General features: G+C 42.1%; 18 protein-coding genes. 4 read left to right on the forward strand and 14 right to left on the reverse strand.

What is annotated here, in order from left to right:
- Positions 1-65: 65 nt before the first annotated feature.
- The 14 genes from AB5935_RS12420 to kdsB form a co-directional block, all read right to left on the reverse strand.
- On the reverse strand, positions 66-896 hold the full coding sequence (locus AB5935_RS12420) for a zinc ribbon domain-containing protein (protein ID WP_368327446.1): 831 nt from the start codon (positions 894-896) through the stop codon (positions 66-68).
- Between the two features lie 9 nt (positions 897-905).
- Positions 906-2000, reverse strand: coding sequence for a Nif3-like dinuclear metal center hexameric protein (locus AB5935_RS12425; RefSeq protein WP_008673917.1), 1095 nt, complete (start codon positions 1998-2000; stop codon positions 906-908).
- Positions 2001-2061: 61 nt separating this feature from the next.
- Positions 2062-2340 (reverse strand): hypothetical protein, encoded by a 279-nt coding sequence (locus AB5935_RS12430; protein ID WP_005842035.1) that lies wholly within the window; start codon positions 2338-2340, stop codon positions 2062-2064.
- Between the two features lie 54 nt (positions 2341-2394).
- Positions 2395-3192 (reverse strand): ABC transporter permease, encoded by a 798-nt coding sequence (locus tag AB5935_RS12435; protein ID WP_007835372.1) that lies wholly within the window; start codon positions 3190-3192, stop codon positions 2395-2397.
- Positions 3193-3200: 8 nt separating this feature from the next.
- Complete coding sequence (locus AB5935_RS12440) at positions 3201-3821, reverse strand: ATP-binding cassette domain-containing protein (RefSeq protein ID WP_008654744.1); 621 nt, start codon at positions 3819-3821, stop codon at positions 3201-3203.
- A gap of 83 nt (positions 3822-3904) precedes the next feature.
- Complete coding sequence (gene proS, locus AB5935_RS12445; protein WP_007835370.1) at positions 3905-5395, reverse strand: proline--tRNA ligase; 1491 nt, start codon at positions 5393-5395, stop codon at positions 3905-3907.
- A gap of 113 nt (positions 5396-5508) precedes the next feature.
- A complete protein-coding gene (locus AB5935_RS12450) occupies positions 5509-6660 on the reverse strand; it encodes a DUF6057 family protein (protein ID WP_007835369.1) in 1152 nt (383 codons plus the stop codon).
- A gap of 3 nt (positions 6661-6663) precedes the next feature.
- Positions 6664-8691 (reverse strand): alpha amylase C-terminal domain-containing protein, encoded by a 2028-nt coding sequence (locus AB5935_RS12455; RefSeq protein WP_007835368.1) that lies wholly within the window; start codon positions 8689-8691, stop codon positions 6664-6666.
- A gap of 28 nt (positions 8692-8719) precedes the next feature.
- Positions 8720-9160 carry a YhcH/YjgK/YiaL family protein gene (locus tag AB5935_RS12460; protein ID WP_007835367.1) on the reverse strand — a complete coding sequence of 147 codons (441 nt, stop codon included), beginning with the start codon at positions 9158-9160 and terminating at the stop codon, positions 8720-8722.
- 36 nt (positions 9161-9196) lie between these two features.
- On the reverse strand, positions 9197-9862 hold the full coding sequence (locus tag AB5935_RS12465; RefSeq protein ID WP_007835366.1) for a DUF2461 domain-containing protein: 666 nt from the start codon (positions 9860-9862) through the stop codon (positions 9197-9199).
- Positions 9863-9937: 75 nt separating this feature from the next.
- A complete protein-coding gene (locus AB5935_RS12470) occupies positions 9938-10726 on the reverse strand; it encodes an inositol monophosphatase family protein (protein WP_007849196.1) in 789 nt (262 codons plus the stop codon).
- 7 nt (positions 10727-10733) lie between these two features.
- Positions 10734-11852, reverse strand: coding sequence for a phosphatidylinositol-4-phosphate 5-kinase (locus tag AB5935_RS12475; protein ID WP_007843029.1), 1119 nt, complete (start codon positions 11850-11852; stop codon positions 10734-10736).
- 71 nt (positions 11853-11923) lie between these two features.
- Positions 11924-13210 (reverse strand): M16 family metallopeptidase, encoded by a 1287-nt coding sequence (locus tag AB5935_RS12480; RefSeq protein WP_007835363.1) that lies wholly within the window; start codon positions 13208-13210, stop codon positions 11924-11926.
- Positions 13211-13969, reverse strand: a complete 759-nt coding sequence (gene kdsB, locus AB5935_RS12485; RefSeq protein ID WP_007843032.1) for a 3-deoxy-manno-octulosonate cytidylyltransferase — start codon at positions 13967-13969, stop codon at positions 13211-13213.
- A 78-nt stretch (positions 13970-14047) separates the two neighbouring features.
- On the opposite strand from kdsB, the gene AB5935_RS12490 reads away from it, so the two are divergent.
- The 4 genes from AB5935_RS12490 to AB5935_RS12505 all read left to right on the forward strand — a co-directional run bounded on the left by AB5935_RS12490 (position 14048) and on the right by AB5935_RS12505 (position 17663).
- On the forward strand, positions 14048-14422 hold the full coding sequence (locus AB5935_RS12490; protein WP_038609717.1) for a 2-amino-4-hydroxy-6-hydroxymethyldihydropteridine diphosphokinase: 375 nt from the start codon (positions 14048-14050) through the stop codon (positions 14420-14422).
- 445 nt (positions 14423-14867) lie between these two features.
- The gene (locus AB5935_RS12495; RefSeq protein ID WP_007843041.1) at positions 14868-15485 is read left to right on the forward strand and encodes a TetR/AcrR family transcriptional regulator; all 618 of its coding nucleotides are present in this window, start codon (positions 14868-14870) and stop codon (positions 15483-15485) included.
- On the forward strand, positions 15482-16780 hold the full coding sequence (locus AB5935_RS12500) for a TolC family protein (RefSeq protein WP_022185578.1): 1299 nt from the start codon (positions 15482-15484) through the stop codon (positions 16778-16780). Before AB5935_RS12495 ends, AB5935_RS12500 begins: the two co-directional genes overlap by 4 nt.
- The gene (locus tag AB5935_RS12505) at positions 16767-17663 is read left to right on the forward strand and encodes an HlyD family secretion protein (protein WP_022185577.1); all 897 of its coding nucleotides are present in this window, start codon (positions 16767-16769) and stop codon (positions 17661-17663) included. Before AB5935_RS12500 ends, AB5935_RS12505 begins: the two co-directional genes overlap by 14 nt.

Consider the following 17663-nt stretch of genomic DNA (forward strand, 5'->3'; position numbering starts at 1 on the left):
GCCCAGCCTTGCTGCAGGGCTTATTATATATCAAAAAAGTAACTTTACTTACTTCACTGCTCTTCTTATTCAGCAGTTTTTCTTCTGATAGCTCTTTTGGTAGTAGCTACCGGAGCTTCTTCCACCTTGTGTTCGATTTGTACGCCAGCCAATTCCGGGTCAATCATAATACGTCCGCAATATTCACAAACGATTACTTTCTTACGCATACGGATATCAAGCTGTTTCTGGGGCGGAATCTTGTTAAAACAACCACCACATGCATCACGCTGAACATACACAATTCCCAATCCATTTCGAGAATTTTTACGGATACGTTTAAACGCCTGCAACAGACGCGGTTCGATAGTTGTTTCCAATACTTTTGCTTTCTCTCTCAGCTTTTCTTCTTCCTGCTTGGTTTCAGAAACAATTTCTTCCAATTCGGATTTCTTCGCTTCCAAGTCCTTCTTTCTTTCATCCAAGTCTTGATTACTGTGCTCTATCTCCTCGCTCTTTGCTTTTTCCGCTGCAATATATTCCTTTATGCGTTTCTCGCAAAGCTCGATTTCCAATGACTGGAATTCAATTTCCTTTGTCAACACATCATATTCGCGATTATTACGCACATTATCCTGCTGAGCTTTATATTTTTCAACAGAAGTCTTAGCTGTCTCAATTTCAATTTTCTTAGTCGCAATGTTTGATTTCAGTTCCTCGATATCAGCTTTAATTTTCTCGATACGAGTACTCAAACCGGCGACCTCATCTTCAAGGTCTTGAACTTCAAGAGGAAGTTCCCCTCTCAGGGTCTTAATCTTATCGATTTCAGACAACATGGTCTGCAACTGATACAAAGCCTTCAGCTTTTCTTCCACTGTTAATTCGCTCGGGTCTTTCTTTGCTTCTCTAGCCATAGTTTTTTCTTACAAATATTTAATAGGATTTGTATTTACCCGGGTTATCTGGACTTCCAGTTCCGGAAACATCTCCTGCATGATTGAATAAAATATTTCTTTTGTATACTGCTCACTCTCATAATGACCTACTTCAGCTACCAGAATATTATTCTCGTAATTGAAATAATCATGATATTTCACTTCACCCGTGATAAATACATCAGCATCGGCACTTACCGCTTTAGGCAATAAAAATGCTCCAGCACCACCGCATAACGCTACTTTCTGTATCAAACGACCAGATAAACGAGTATGTCGCAGACAGCCCACTTCGAACGTCTTCTTGATGCGTTTCAAGAAATCCAGTTCGGTTTCAGGTTCTTCCAATTCTCCGATCACCCCCGAACCTACTTGTGTCCAAGTATTTTTCAACGGATAAAAATCAAAAACCGGTTCTTCATAAGGATGTGTTGCCAATAATGCTTTTACCGCCATAGCCTTTTTAAAAACCGGAAGAATCGTTTCTATACGCACCTCGGACTCCTTATGCAATTCGCCTATTTCTCCACAGAACGGACTGGCTCCTTTCTGCGCACGGAAAGTCCCCTCACCTTCCAAATTATAGCTGCATGAATCATAATTACCTATGCAACCACAACCGGCTTCAAATAAAGCTTTTCTCACTCTATCAGCCTGTGCATCCGGCACAAAAGTTACAAGCTTCAATAAATATTCTTCTTTCGGGTCTAATATGCGTACATTTCTGAGACCTATCTTTTCAGCTATTTTATAATTGACACCTCCGGGTGCATTATCCAGATTGGTATGTGCCGAATAAATGACAATATCATTTTTAATGGCTTTCAAAACACACCGTTCAATGTAATCCCGACCAATAATAGATTTATAACCTTTAAATATAAGTGGATGATGTGATATAATCAGGTTGTATCCCAACATGACAGCTTCATCCACAACAGCTTCAGTAACGTCCAGACACAACAAAGCCCCTGTTGCTTCCGCTTCTGTCAGTCCAACTTGCAATCCGGCATTATCAAATCCGTCTTGCAAAGGCAGAGGCGCGAACCTTTCAAGGGCACTTACTATTTCCTTAATTTTCATTCGTTCGCGAAAATTTGATTGCAAAGATAATCAATCCATTTGAATTTAAAAAGCAACCAAGCTATTTTTTATACTTTCCCCACTTTATCATTTTATTTTTCAAAGCATAACGTTCGTCAACAACACGGTCTGTCGGAAAAAAAGTAAGATGAATACGCCATCCGCCCGAATGAAACGTAAATTTGCGGGCTGATATTCCTGTTTCTATCAGAGCTAGTTTATCAATGATAAATGCTTTAATATCTACAGGAAATTCCTCTCCTTCATACATTATATCCGCAGTGACAAAGAAACCGGGAGTTGATAATTCTGCTATATATTTCCAAATTTGCTCATTCATGTTTTTCTATTTTATTGAAAGAAATATATAATGTATACAAAGCAAGGAAAGACCCTACTTCCGTTTGGTATCCTTATGAACTCGTAACAACCGGCCATAACTGTCGAATGATTTCCGTGAAGCCAGAAAAATGGTCATCATTAGTGAAAGCATAGATGCCACCACAGTTATAACTACAATCATAATCTGATATTTGATAGCCACATGTGGCGAACTTCCTCCCAATATCTGCCCAATCATAGTTCCCGGCAATGCAACAAGCCCTGTTACTGCCATATTGGCAATGCCCGGACTGAACGCTTTAATAAGAGCCTGACGCACAAATGGAGCTATCGCCTCATTACGGGTAGCGCCATTCCCCAACAGAAAATAATAAAGTTGCTGTTCCCTACGCAATCCGGCATAGTAAGTATTTAATCCTATCACATTCACTCCCAACATATTCCCCATGATTATACCAAAAACCGGAATAAAATACTGGGCACTGAAGATGTTATCCAACTTTAATACAAAGCCAAGGAAATAAAGTCCGACAAGCACCACTGTTACAAAAAAACCGATAGAAATAGGAATCATCAAAATTCCGCGTTTTAACCGCGTACGCGTCAAAGCCGTTTCAGCAGCCACCCCAACCATGATGATCACCCACAAAAAATTAATAAACGGATTGTTCCATTCAAACAGAAAACGAAGATAAGCCCCAATCAAAAACAACTGTATAATCATACGTACTGTGCCTATCAGAACCGGTTTAAGCAAGCCCGTCTTGAAACGCCATAAAAAATAAACCGGAATAAGCATCAGCAGCAATCCTACTCCCAAACTGCCATAGTCTATATCAATTGTTCCCATCAGTCAGATTATAAAGTAAATACCTTGTCGCATCCGGCAGCAAACTGTTTGTCATGCGAAACAGACAATATAGTCATTCCTTTACTGCATAAGGATTTAAAGAAGTTAATCACCCGTAAACACGATTCCGGATCAAGTGCCGAAGTCGGTTCGTCCACTACTAGTAAAGGTTTGTCAAGCAAGGCTGTCACTGCCAACATGATACGCTGACGCTGACCACCCGACACTTCATTTACCCGTTTATCATAAAGTTTCTCTTCCAATCCTAATGATACGAAATAATCCATCAGCCGCTCTTTGCTGAATCCCGCCTCACGATTTGCCTTCAGTTCAAAAGGCATCCGCACCATTTCACTGACCCATTCCGAAGGAAGAGCCAACTCCTGGGGAATCCATGCTATTTTCTTTCGGATATGATCCGCCGTCTTAGGTGCCAGCAGTGTGCCGTCCACCCTTATTGTCCCTTCACTTAAAGGAACAAAGCCCAAAACAGCTTTCAGCAATGAAGATTTTCCACTGCCGGAACCACCACAAATGCATACACTTTCTCCGTAATGAACTTGCAGGTCAAGTCCTCTGAAAAGAGTCAGATTACCAAAACTTATAGATATATTTTCTATATTAATCATCACATTAAAACAAAAAGAGTCGGGAGCATTCACTGCTGCCGACTCCACATAATGTATTAAAAATAAAATAAATGTGTCGAAGTTTAATATGCTCTCGCAAAGAGAACACGGCGAGCAGATGGTTTTCCGGTTACCATACACTTGCCCGGAGTCAGGCTCTCTTCATCAGCATCAAAAGGAAGACAACGAATTGTTGCCTTGGTATCCTCTTTAATCCGGTCTTCCGTTTCCGGGGTTCCATCCCAATGAGCCAGAATAAAGCCACCTTTCTCTATCTGTTCCTTGAAATCATCGTATGAATCCACTTTCACGATATGTTCGTTACGATAGTTCAATGCCTTCTGATAAATATTGTTCTGAATATCCTCCAACAATTGTTGTACATATTCTTCGATTCCGTCGCAAGAACGAGTTTCTTTTTCCAATGTATCACGACGCATCACTTCCATTGTATTGTTTTCAAGATCACGGCCACCCATTACCAAGCGAACAGGCACACCTTTCAGTTCGTAATCTGCAAACTTGAATCCCGGACGCTTATTGTCTGCATTATCATATTTCACAGAAATACCCATTGCTTTCAACTTGTTGACAATGCCTTCTACTTTTGCATCAATCTTCTTCAGCATTTCATCATTCTTATAAATAGGAACGATAACTACCTGAATAGGAGCCAAATGTGGTGGCAACACCAATCCGTTATCATCAGAGTGAGTCATTATCAATGCACCCATCAAACGGGTAGATACTCCCCAGGAAGTAGCCCAAACATAATCCAGCTTATTGTTTTTGTCAACAAACTGTACATTGAACGCTTTCGCAAAATTCTGTCCCAAGAAGTGAGAAGTACCACATTGCAATGCCTTTCCATCCTGCATCAAACCTTCGATGGTGTAAGTATCCAACGCACCCGCGAAACGTTCATTAGCCGATTTTACCCCTTTGATTACCGGGACAGCCATATACTTCTCGGCGAAGTCACCATACACATGCAACATTTTCTGTGCTTCCGCTTCTGCTTCCTCGCGGGTCGCATGAGCCGTATGACCTTCCTGCCACAAGAACTCCGCAGTACGCAGGAACAAACGGGTACGCATCTCCCACCGCATAACATTTGCCCATTGGTTGCACAAGATAGGCAGGTCACGATAGGAATTAATCCAGTTCTTATATGTACTCCAAATGATTGTTTCAGATGTAGGGCGGATAATCAATTCTTCTTCCAGTTTGGCAGCCGGATCTACGATAACACCCGAACCGTCCTCTGCATTCTTCAGACGATAGTGAGTAACTACAGCACACTCTTTGGCAAATCCTTCTACGTGCTCAGCTTCACGGCTAAGGTAAGATTTCGGGATAAGCAACGGGAAATAGGCATTTACGTGACCGGTTTCCTTAAACATATCGTCCAACTGACGCTGCATTTTCTCCCAAATGGCGTATCCGTAAGGCTTGATAACCATACATCCACGCACAGGTGATTGTTCAGCCAAATCGGCCTTCACCACCAAGTCATTATACCACTGAGAATAATTCTCGCTTCTTTTGGTAAGTTCTTTCAATTCTACTGCCATGCTATATCGTTATTTTTGTTTTTCCTTTTTAAGAGTTTGCAAAATTAGTAAAAAAGCATGGGAAAGTACTAATGATTTAGCAAAAATATAGAGTCGAAAAATATAAAAATAACTTATTGATAACGATAATACCACCAATAGGTATCACCATATTCCCGCCGCATACGGTTTTTCTCTTCCACTGGTGATGAAAATTCCTTCTGACGGTTAAGAAACTCATCCAAACGCCGCACCATCAGCGTGTCTTTAACTTCTCTTCCATATCCAGGATGAGTCCGTTTATAAAGCACCAATGCCTCACGATAATAACGCGGCAATGTATCTTGCTCGAAACAATACATATCAACCGCCGATACAAATTTATCCAATTTCTTATCCAGCAGCAATGCACTCATATAATAATTCAAAGCGGTATGTCTACCTATTTCATCACGACAGATACGAGCCAAAAAGTCTACTGTCTCTTCTGCAACATGTGGTCTTACACCAAGATGAGCATACAAGCTATCGGCATTCAAGCGCAAAGTTTCCTGAGAATGAGGCGCAAACAAAAGCCCTTCCGCACCATAATATTGAGGGTATTCAAACAAATGCTCCCCCATGGTACCTTCCAAAGACATAGCATAGGCTCTAAGCACTGTCAATGTACGGGTTGTTTCCAAAGACTTTGCTCCTATCATCCGTGCAGCTTCATAATGATGATTACGGATAGCCTGCTCCACAGCCAGTTCATGATGAAAATTCACATTCGTATTTCCTATACCTACCGTCATCAGGCATAAAAGTGTCAAAATTGCTAAGTTAGAGTTTATTAAGCCCAATATAGAACCCTCTTGATTCAACCAGGAACGAAACACACGCCGTAAAGTATAGACAACACCTATATATATAAGCAAAAGCAACGGCAGCAGCCAAAACCATTTATCCTCTATGTTTCCTCCGTGGAAAATAGTCCGGTCCACATCCGTCAGCACTCCCAGCAACAGACAAGACGGGAAATAAGAAAGTGTTCGCACAGGGCCTTTTAATCCCATCAATCCATTGATTCCCCAACGGAATACCAATAAAACCACTGTAATGATGATAGCTCCTGCCAACGGAGAATAATGTGTCTTTCCTTGTGACAATGAATAATGCAATGCACCTACGACATCTTTCTGAAGCACAAAAAGATAGACAATACTAAAAATAGAGAAAAGAAGACCGCACGCAACCGTGAGGATGCGGGCGGCTCTTTTATAGGATAAGCTGTTGTTGCTGCTCATAAATTACTCTTTCACTTTTTTCAATACCACAGCCGAACGGGCAGGCAGATACAGTTTCAGCCATTCCTTTTTATCCTTCTTATAAAGAGGGTCGAAATTAGTGAAATGACGTATACTGTCATCAGCCAGACCATTGCCTCCGAAAGCTGTCGCATCCGTATTCAGTACCACATCATACGCCCCGACAGGCACTAGGAAACCATAGTCTGTAAATGACTTGGTAGGATTGAAATTAAATACAAAAATCAAATTCTTACGCCGGTAAGCCAACACTTGGTCACCATCGTTATGCCATACCTCAATCACTGGAGTATCCTGAATATTTTTCACACTTTCAATGAGGTGGACCATAGCTGAATCAAAATCGCCCAAGTAATGGTAACACAGGTTCTTATTATCAAAAAGTCCCCACTGACGACGGGCATATTTATGCGACCATCCGTTACCTTCACGTGGAAAATCAATCCATTCGGGATGCCCGAATTCATTACCCATAAAGTTCAAATATCCTCCATTGATGGTAGAGGCAGTAAGCAAACGAATCATCTTATGCAATGCGATGCCACGATGCACTGTATAATTTTCATCCCCTTTCTGGAAATGCCAATACATATCAGCATCTATCAGACGGAAAATAATAGTCTTATCGCCCACCAATGCCTGGTCATGGCTTTCGGCATACGAAATAGTCTTCTCGTCCTTACGTCTGTTGGTCACTTCCCAGAACATGCTGCTCGGTTTCCAGTCTTCATCAATCTTCTCCTTGATTGTTTTAATCCAATAATCCGGAATATTCATGGCCATACGGTAATCAAACCCATATCCACCATTTTGAATCGGTGCTGCCAACCCGGGCATACCCGAAACTTCTTCCGCAATGGTAATCGCTTTGGAATTTACCTGATGAATCAACTTGTTGGCCAATGTCAAATAACAAATCGCATTATCATCCTGATTCCCGTTAAAGTAATCCCCATAATTACAGAAAGCCTCTCCCAAGCCGTGGCTATAATACAACATAGATGTCACACCGTCAAAACGAAAACCGTCAAAACGGAACTCATCCATCCAATACTTACAATTGGACAGCAAGAAATGAATCACTTCATTCTTACCATAATCAAAGCATAAGGAATCCCATGCCGGATGTTCACGCCGGCCGCCCGGATAGAAGTATTGATTAGGATCACCGGCAAAATTGCCAAGTCCCTCCACTTCATTCTTCACGGCATGAGAGTGAACAATATCCATAATGACGGCAATTCCCATTCTATGCGCCGTATCAATCAATTCCTTCAATTCATCCGGTGTACCGAAACGGGATGACGGAGCGAAAAAGCTGGAAACATGATACCCGAAACTCCCATAATAAGGATGCTCCTGAATAGCCATAATCTGAATACAATTATATCCGGCTTCCGCTATACGCGGCAATATTTTCTCACGGAACTCATTATAAGTGCCTACCCTTTCTTCTTCCTGAGCCATACCGATATGACATTCATAAATCATCAAAGGATCAGTCTTTGCACGGAACACCTTCTTTCTAAACCGGTAAGGATTCTCCGGCTCCCAAACCTGTGCGCTGAATATCTTTGTCTGATCATCCTGTACCACACGGTTAGCCCATGCTGGTATACGTTCTCCTTCACCGCCATTCCAACGGACTTTCAGTTTATACAAATCACCATGCTTTATAGCACCGCTTTGTAATTCCACCTCCCATACGCCAGGAGAGTTCTTTACATGGTACATCCTATAATCGCCATGCTCTTTCCAGTCGTTGAAATCTCCGATAAGATAAATTTCCTTCGCATTCGGAGCCCATTCACGGAACACCCACCCTCTTCTGGTACGATGCAAGCCGAAATATAAATATCCGGTGGCAAAGTCCGACAAAGTTCCTTTGCCTCCGGTCAGTTCCAATTCTTTGTCTAATGCATGCTGATGGCGTCCTTCAATCGCTGCCGAATACGGTTCCAGCCAAGGATCACTTTCTATTATGCCTAATTTAGGAGTGGTATTTTCCATAATATGATTACTTGTTAGTTATTCTCTTTCAAACCAAAACTTTAACGATCACTTTTTTCACGCCGTCAGGAGACACTCCCGGAGCATGAGCATCCTGTGGAAAAAAGATGGCAAACATTCCCGGCTTTACAGGAATATAGCTTTCGGCAAGTCCCGGATAGAACGAGATATCCTTATCTGCATCATAGTCTGCTTCGGGAAGATCTTCACGGGCTGTATAACCCATCACTTCCACCCCTGACAGAGGAATCTGTATATCAATAAACTGATTATGAGTTTCTAATTTTGCTTCTTCTTTAGTTTTAGGCTTGGTCTGAGAAAAGTTTACTACCAGATCATCACCCTGTAATTTTACTTTTCCTAATTCCTGAGCGTTCAAGTCTGTAGCCTTCAGATATTCCATTGCTTTAGCGAACAAAGGATTCAATGAAGCGTACTTTTCTAAGTTTTCTAATCTGTCTACTACCATAATTATTTCATTTTAATGGTTAAAATATTGCTTTTATCATTCAAAGTCGTCTATTGTGAAATTTGTAAAATCAGCAAAACGCTTCAGTTGCTTGAAAACATCCTCTACTTTGTCCAACAGGTCAGGGGCAAGGAAAAACGCATCAGGCACCATATAAGCACAGGTATAATCCTTACATTTTAAATAATCAATATATTCAAAATCTTTCGGAAATCCTTTGGGAGCCGTTTTTAAGTGATTTTCTCCGATAACAGGAAAGTATTGCTTGAACGCAGGATCTTCCACAATTTCTCTGTATTCATCTATGTTGTCATAAATGGACTGGCGGACAGCTTTCAGCACTTTAGATTCCAGACACCAGCTTCCACCAGCAAGCATACAGTTATCATGCTCTATATGAACATAATATCCACAATGTTCTGATTTCTTTCCACGGGCGTTGATATAGCCGCCCAAGTGTATTTTATAAGGAGTCTTATCACTAGAAAAACGCGTGTCACGATAAATTCGGTATGTACAGTCCTTAGCTTGAATACCGACAATACTTTCGTCAAACAACGAAATACGGGCGATGATTGCTGTCAGTAATTCCTCAAACTCTTTTTGAGCTTTCAGATATTCATCCTTATGCTCCTGAAACCACTCCCGATTATTGTTTGTGGCCAGGTTTTTTAAAAATTGAAAGATAACAGATACATCCATGTTACATTATGTTCATGTGTTCACTTGACAAACTTACAAAATATATTTGTAACGAACTAGAAAAAAGCGAAGTATTTATTTTTTTCCCAAGACCTTGAGAAACCCATCATGCAGCTTTCCATTGGTAGCCAACACTTCATGACCGGAATAGAAATCTCCCCCTCCGCTGTAATCTGTCACTTTTCCACCGGCATTCATCAAGATTATCGAACCGGCCGCAATATCCCACGGTCCCAGCAGTCCTTCTATACGGGCTTCAAAGCGACCGGCAGCTACATAGCAAAGTTCTGCCGCAGCTGCTCCTTGCAGGCGCATACCTCCCACATTTCCATACAACTCGTGCACAATATGCTCCGCCAATGGCTTATACTTTTGCGAATCGTATGGAAAGCCTAACGCCACAAACGCTTCGTCCATATCAGAAACATCTGATACATGTATTTCTTTGTTGTTCAGATAAGAAGGCGCTCCTTTATAAGTCCAGTAAAGTTCATCGCGGCATACTTCATACACCACTCCAACCAGCAGTTCTTCTTTACTACGAAGGGCGATACTCACACAATAAGGAGCATTATTATGGATAAAATTGGTGGTTCCGTCCAGCGGGTCTACCAGCCAGCAATAGTTTTCCGTAGTCAGGCTGCCCGAACCTTCTTCGGCAATGAATCCTGCTTCGGGAAGCAATTCCCGAAGTTGAGCCACAATACGGCGTTCCGATTCTTTATCTACATACGATACATAGTCGTGAGCATTTTTCTTCTCTACCTTGCTACGGTCAAAACCGCTACGCTCTTTACGAAGAAAAGCACCCGCCCGGAGTGCTATTTCACGTACTTTCAACGTTATCTTCTCTAAATCCAACATTATATTCTTATTTTTGTTCCGCATCCAGCGTTCCAAACTTATAAACACCTTTACGGATTACATTTCCATTCTTGTCAGTCTCCACAAAAGCGCCGTGTTTCTTCCCTTGTTTGAAAAATCCGTCATAGCGTACTCCGTTCTTATCTTCAAGCACGCCTTTGCCGTCTTCCTTTCCTTTTACGAAATGGCCCTTATATTTGGTTCCGTCAGCCGTACGCAAAGTGCCTTCACCGTCGGCCATGTTGTTTTTCCATTCACCTTCATAGTCATCGCCGTTCGCCCAGATATAGTGTCCTTTACCGCTGCGCTGGTTATTCACCCACTGCCCTTCATACACAGCACCGTTGGCCCATGTAAAGGTTCCGGTCCCATGCTGCTCGCCGTTCTTGAACTGCCCTACATACTTGTCGCCATTCTTGTGTACATAAATTCCCTGCCCGGTACGTTCACCGTTTACGTAGTCACCTTCGTAACGGTCACCGCTATTAAAGTAATAAATACCTTTACCATGCTGCACGTCATCCTTCCAGTCGCCCACATACTTGTCACCGTTGACATAGTAAAATGTCCCCTTTCCGTCACGTGCGTCATCTTTCCACTCACCTTCATATTTTGACTGGTCGGGCCATACCATAACGCCCTGTCCGTTTTTCTTGTCTTCTTTCCATTCGCCCTCATATTTGGCTCCTGCTTTCCAGGTATAAGTACCCTTTCCGCTACGTTTGTCCTGAAACCAGTTACCTATATAAACATCTCCGTTATAATAATACATAGTGCCTTCACCCTGCTGATAGTCGGCAAACCACATACCTTCATACCGGTTATTATTCATAAAATAATAGGTTCCGCTGCCGTGTTGCTGATCCTGGAACCATTGCCCCACATACTTTTCTCCATCGTGAAACGTATATGTCCCGTTCCCCTCGCGTTTACCTTTTATATATTCCCCTTCGTAGGTATTTCCGTTCTTGTAGATTGTTTTTCCTTTACCGTTTGGTTTTCTACCTTTCAGCTCTCCGGTATATTCGCCCCCGTCTTTAAAAGTATAATTCCCGATTTTTATCTGAGCGGTGGCCAATGTACTGACCGATGCCAAAAGCAATAATATATATATGTATTTCTTCATTGGTTCGTTACTTATAATAGATAAGATTTACGCCAAAGATACGATTTTCTATCTTTGGACATGATAGGTTATTACACTTTTTTACCCGCAATGACCTCTATTAAGTTTTCTTTGCAGAAATACTTTTGAGCCAATATGCGTATTTCTTCTCTGGTGATTCCCCGGATGGCATCCAGCGAACGGATAAAGAAGCGTTCGTCCAGCCCTGCCGTTTCTATATAAATCCAGGCATCAGACAAAGAAAAAGGTCCCTCGTACGACCGGCATAAATCGCCCAGCATATAGTTCTTCACCATTTCCAATTCTTCTTGAGGAACGAGATCATTACACAATTTGTCCATCTCCCGATAAACTTCTGTTATGATAGAATTCACATATTCATTGGCCGCCTCGGTACTGACAGTCAGTATTCCCGTTCCCGGATAGGACACAATGCCTGCGCCGATACCGTATGTATATCCCTTGTCTTCACGGATATTGGACATCAGACGGCTTCCGAAATACCCTCCGAACAAAGTGACCATGACACGTGCCTTCAAAAAGTCCGGATGATGACGGTCCATTACGAAACATCCCATTTTCAAGGAACTTTGAAGTGCATCCTCACGTTCTATAAAGATACGCTTTTCTTTGGTGGTAACCGGAGGAACAAGCGTTGTCTTTGCTTTTTCCGTCACTTCCCCCCATTGTCCACTTCCCAAGTTATCTTCTATACAACGGATAATTTCCGATGTGACCTTTCCCGAAATATATACCGAACAATTACCCGAATGATAATATTTCCGATAAAACGAACGGAGCACCTCCGGGGTAATCCGGTCATAATCCTCCGCTACCGCATAGCGCCCGAAAGGATGCTCCGGACCGAACAAGGCTGTATTCAACTGCTTTCGGGCAATCATTTCCACCCGGGTGCTGTTCACCAGAAATTGCTGTTTGTTCGTATCGGCCACCACGGAAAGTTCCTTTGCCGGAAACGTAGGAGCCTTTATCATCTCGGATATGACGGCCAGCGTGCGGGCAAAATATTTATTCAGAGAGTAAAGTGTTATGAATCCATAGTTCACGGAAGAAGATAACTCCAGCCAGGCTCCGTAATAATCCAATCGCTCCGCAATCTGTGAAGACGTTAAATTTCCAGCTCCCTCACGCAGCATCCTATTGGCGAACATAGCCTGCAACGGCTGTTCCTGATTCCATTGTCCGCCTCCTATCAGAAGATCAAAACGTACAACATCCTCGGTTCCCGCATGAATGATATTCAGAGGCATCCCATTCTTCATCGTCCTCCTGTCGGGACGGGTTATACTGAATTCGCTTAGTTGGCGGATTGGCGGTGGGGTGGTTCTGTCCAGCATTTACTTCCCCTCCCTCTGTTTTAAAAATGCTTCGGCACGTGCCAGATCCTGAGGCGTATCAATGCCTATTGTCTCCACTTCACTGATTCCCACCTTAATAGTATAACCATTTTCCAGCCAACGAAGCTGCTCCAACGATTCAGCCAGCTCCAGCGAAGATTGTGGAAGCGAAGTTATTTCTTTCAGTACATCGGCCCGATAAGCATACAGACCGATATGTTTATAGTAAGTATGCCCTTTCAGCCAGCCTTCCTTCTCCGCGTTACGTTGGAAAGGAATGACGGAACGGCTGAAATACAAAGCATTCATATTCTTATTAACCACCACTTTCGGAGAATTTACATTCTCCAAAGCTTCAAACCCGTCTTCGGGAGTGAAAGGTTTCACCAAAGTCGCAATCTGTGTAGCCGAATCTTCAAAGCAAGCTTTCACAGCTTCAAGCTGTGATCTTTGAATAAAAGGTTCATCACCTTGAATATTTACAACCACATCATATCCTTGTCCTACTTTGGTATACGCTTCATAACAACGGTCTGTGCCACTTTTATGGTGAACGGAGGTCATGACCACTTTTCCGCCAAAAGCTTTTACGGCGGATTCAATGCGTTCATCGTCCGTCGCTACGTATGCTTCATCCAATATACCGGCTACTTGTTCATAGACTCTCTGAATCACAGGCTTGCCTCCCAAGATGGCCAAAGGTTTGGCCGGAAAACGTGTTGAGGCATATCTCGCAGGAATAATTCCAATAAATTTCATGGTACCATTTCTTTTATATATTCATGCAAAAGTAACAAAAACATTTCATACATTTGCACCATTAATGCAATAAATGTTATGGACGAACACCATTGTTTGCTTTGTATGGGCTCTAATACAAACCGTTACGCGCAACTCTCGGTTGCACGGGAAGCATTACGTGCCACATTTCCTGATATTCATTTCGGCGAGATGATGGAAACGGAAGCTGTTGGCAGCAGCTTTCACTCCCCTTTCAGCAATCAACTGGCCAAATTCAGCACAACGCTTTCACCCGATTCTGTTCATGATTTGTTTAAAGAATTGGAACGACGCTGCGGACGGATTCCTGAAGACAAGGCTCAAGGAGTAGTAAAACTGGATATTGACCTACTGGTCTTTGACAATAAGATATTGAAACCGGAAGATATGGAAAGAGAATATATCCGCCGTGGAATGTCTGTGCTTTTTTAGAATTTATACCTTTTATATATTAATCATTATTCACCTTGTGATAACCCGCCTCCATATCCCCCTACGGCAAACGATAGTGTTACTGAAAGGGCCAGCCTGACAGGTGGGAAAACAGCTAAGTATTTTCATTGGCAGACCTAAGGCTTTCTACCAGGAAGGCTAAGGCTTTCCGGCCGTTCTATTTCTATCTCCATAGGCTTTGGAGTTATCTCCATAACCTTTGGAGTTATCTCCGCAGCCTTTGGAGTTAACTCCATAAGCTTTGGAGATAGAACACAACAGGGAAAAAAGCCTTAACCTGCCAAGAAAAAGAGGTTAGCCTTCCTTGAAAAAACATTTAATAAAAACTAAAGAACACATTTTTTTCACTTCATCTGTTTGTTGTTTCCAATGATTCCTTATACATTTGCGTTTACTAACAATTCTGTTAAACAAATATGATAATATGAAAGAAGAAACGAGCAATACAGAACAATCCATACTAAAATCCGCTGAAAAAGAATTCCTTAAGAAAGGATTCTCCGGAAGCAAGACAACAGAAATAGCTAAGGAGGCTGGTGTAACCCATGCCATGCTGCATTATTATTTCCGTACAAAAGAGAATCTGTTCAACAAAGTATTTGAAGAAAAAGCCAAGCAACTGGCCGATACATTCCTTTCTCGTGTAGATGAGTCATTGCCTTTTTTGGAGAAAATAAAATGTTTCATTGAAGCACACTTCGACCTTTTGACTGCTAATCCCGAACTACCTTTATTTATATACAGGGAGATTCTGACCAATGAATGCGGAAAAGAAATTTGCCGTAAAACCTTGTTCCCTAATTTCCGGTTAGCAATCAGTCTGCTCGACCGGTCACTGCAAGAGGAAATAAAGAAAGGCACAGTACGCCCCGTCAAAGCGGAAGATTTAATGGTCAGCGCCATTTCACTCAATATCTTCGTCTTTGTGGCAAACCCACTGATACAATTGTTTGTGGAAGAAAAAGGTGAAGAATATCATCAATATATGGAACGCAGAAAACAAGAAAATGTAGAAATCATATTAAGCAGATTAAGAAAATGAAAAGGTTATTCATTCTCACAACCTTTCTTCTTGGCATCAGTCCCATTTGTTTGAATGCACAGGAACTCACGCTGGAAGAGTGTCAGCAGCAAGCCCGGGCACATTATCCGCTGATTAAACGATACGGGCTGATTGAAAAGACGAAAGAATACAATATCTCTAACGCTGACAAGGGTTATCTGCCGCAAGTTTCATTATCCGCCAAAGCCAGTTATCAATCGGATGTAACGGAAATACCCGTTGACCTACCCGGAATTGATATTCGCGGTATGCGCAAGGATCAATACCAAGCCATGCTGCAACTGGACCAAGTGGTATGGGACGGTGGTAACATCCGGGCACGGAAAGAGGTAACCCGTGCCACATCCGAAGTGGACAAACAGAAACTGGAAGTGGACATGTATGCCATCAACGAACGGGTAAACCAACTTTTTTTTGGTATCCTGTTATTGAAAGAGCAATTGAAGCAAAACCAGCTTATGCAGGAAGAATTACAAAGGAATTATGACAACGTTACAGCGTATGTAAAGAATGGTATTGCCAATCAAGCTGATTTGGATGCTGTAAAAGTGGAACAATTGAACAACATACAGCAACGTCATACTCTGGAAGCCACATATCGTGCTTACAGCGAGATGTTGAAGATCATGATTAACCACCCTACTCCTTTAACCGGGAACACACTAAAGAAACCAGATGTAAATGCCTTATTATATAAAGGAGAAGCCTATTCTGCAGAATTCATCCGACGTCCGGAACTTAACTTGTTTGCGGCACAAAATCAGCAACTGGAGGCGCAACGTAAACAACTTACCGCCAAGAACCTGCCTAGGTTAGGCATATTTGTACAAGGAGCATACGGCAACCCGGGACTGAATATGCTGAAAAATGAATTTTCGGCCTATTACGTAGCAGGCGTACGCCTTTCCTGGAACTTCAGTAACCTATATACTCGCAAGAATGAATCTCGCCAATTAATACTGAATCAACAAGATGTGAACGTACAGAAAGAAACGTTCTTGTTTAACACTCATCTGGAAATCACTCAAAACAACAGTGAAATTAAGAAACTGACGGAACTGATGAAGAACGATGAGGAGATTATCACCCTACGTAACAACATTAAAAAATCAGCCCAAGCAAAAGTTGCCAACGGAACACTGACCGTTACAGAAATGCTACGTGAAGTAACAGCCGAGAACATTGCCAGGCAGGATAAGATCCTGCATGAAATTCAGTTATTATCAGCCATTTACGAATTAAAATATACAACAAACCAATATGAGAACAAATAAATATATCTTGCTTGCCGCCACTCTGTTCAGTTTATCCTCTTGCGGAAACAAGAAAGGCGACTATGATGCATCAGGCACATTTGAAGCTACCGAAGTAATTGTATCCTCCGAAGCCAATGGCAAGATCATGCAATTCAATATAGAAGAAGGACAGTTATTAAAGGCCGATGAAGAAGTGGGGTGTATAGATACCTTACAACTCTATTTGAAAAAGATGCAGTTACTGGCCAGCGGTAAAGCGATAGCCAGCAAAAGCACGGACATCAATAAACAGATAGCTGCCACAAAAGAACAAATCGGCAAAGCCGAATATGAAAGAAAACGCACAGAAAACTTGCTGAAGGAAAATGCCGCCACCCAAAAACAAATAGATGATATTGACTCCCAGATTGCCGTTCTGAAAAAACAGTTGGAAGCACAGATCTCTACGCTTCAACGCGGCAATGCCAGTATCACAGAAGAAAGCTCGGCCTACGAAATACAAGTAGCCCAACTGGATGACCAGCTTCGCAAATGTCACATTACCAGTCCGATTTGCGGAACAGTACTGGCCAAATATGCCGAAGCCGGGGAACTGGCCACGCAAGGAAAACCTTTATTTAAAGTGGCGGATGTGCAACATCTTTTTTTACGCGCCTATATCACCGCCGATCAATTATCTCAACTGAAATTAGGAGATAAAGTAAAAGTGTTTTCTGATTTAGGAGAAGATGACCGCCGGGAATACGAAGGGACAATCACCTGGATTTCAGACAAATCGGAATTCACCCCTAAAACAATCCAGACACGTGACGAACGCGCCAATCTGGTATACGCCACAAAAATAGCAGTAAAGAATGACGGATACATCAAGATAGGCATGTACGGAGAAATGAAGAAATAA

It is taken from the genome of Phocaeicola sp. RTP21198st1_B8_RTP21198_201120, from assembly GCF_040929485.1.
GTDB lineage: Bacteria > Bacteroidota > Bacteroidia > Bacteroidales > Bacteroidaceae > Phocaeicola > Phocaeicola dorei.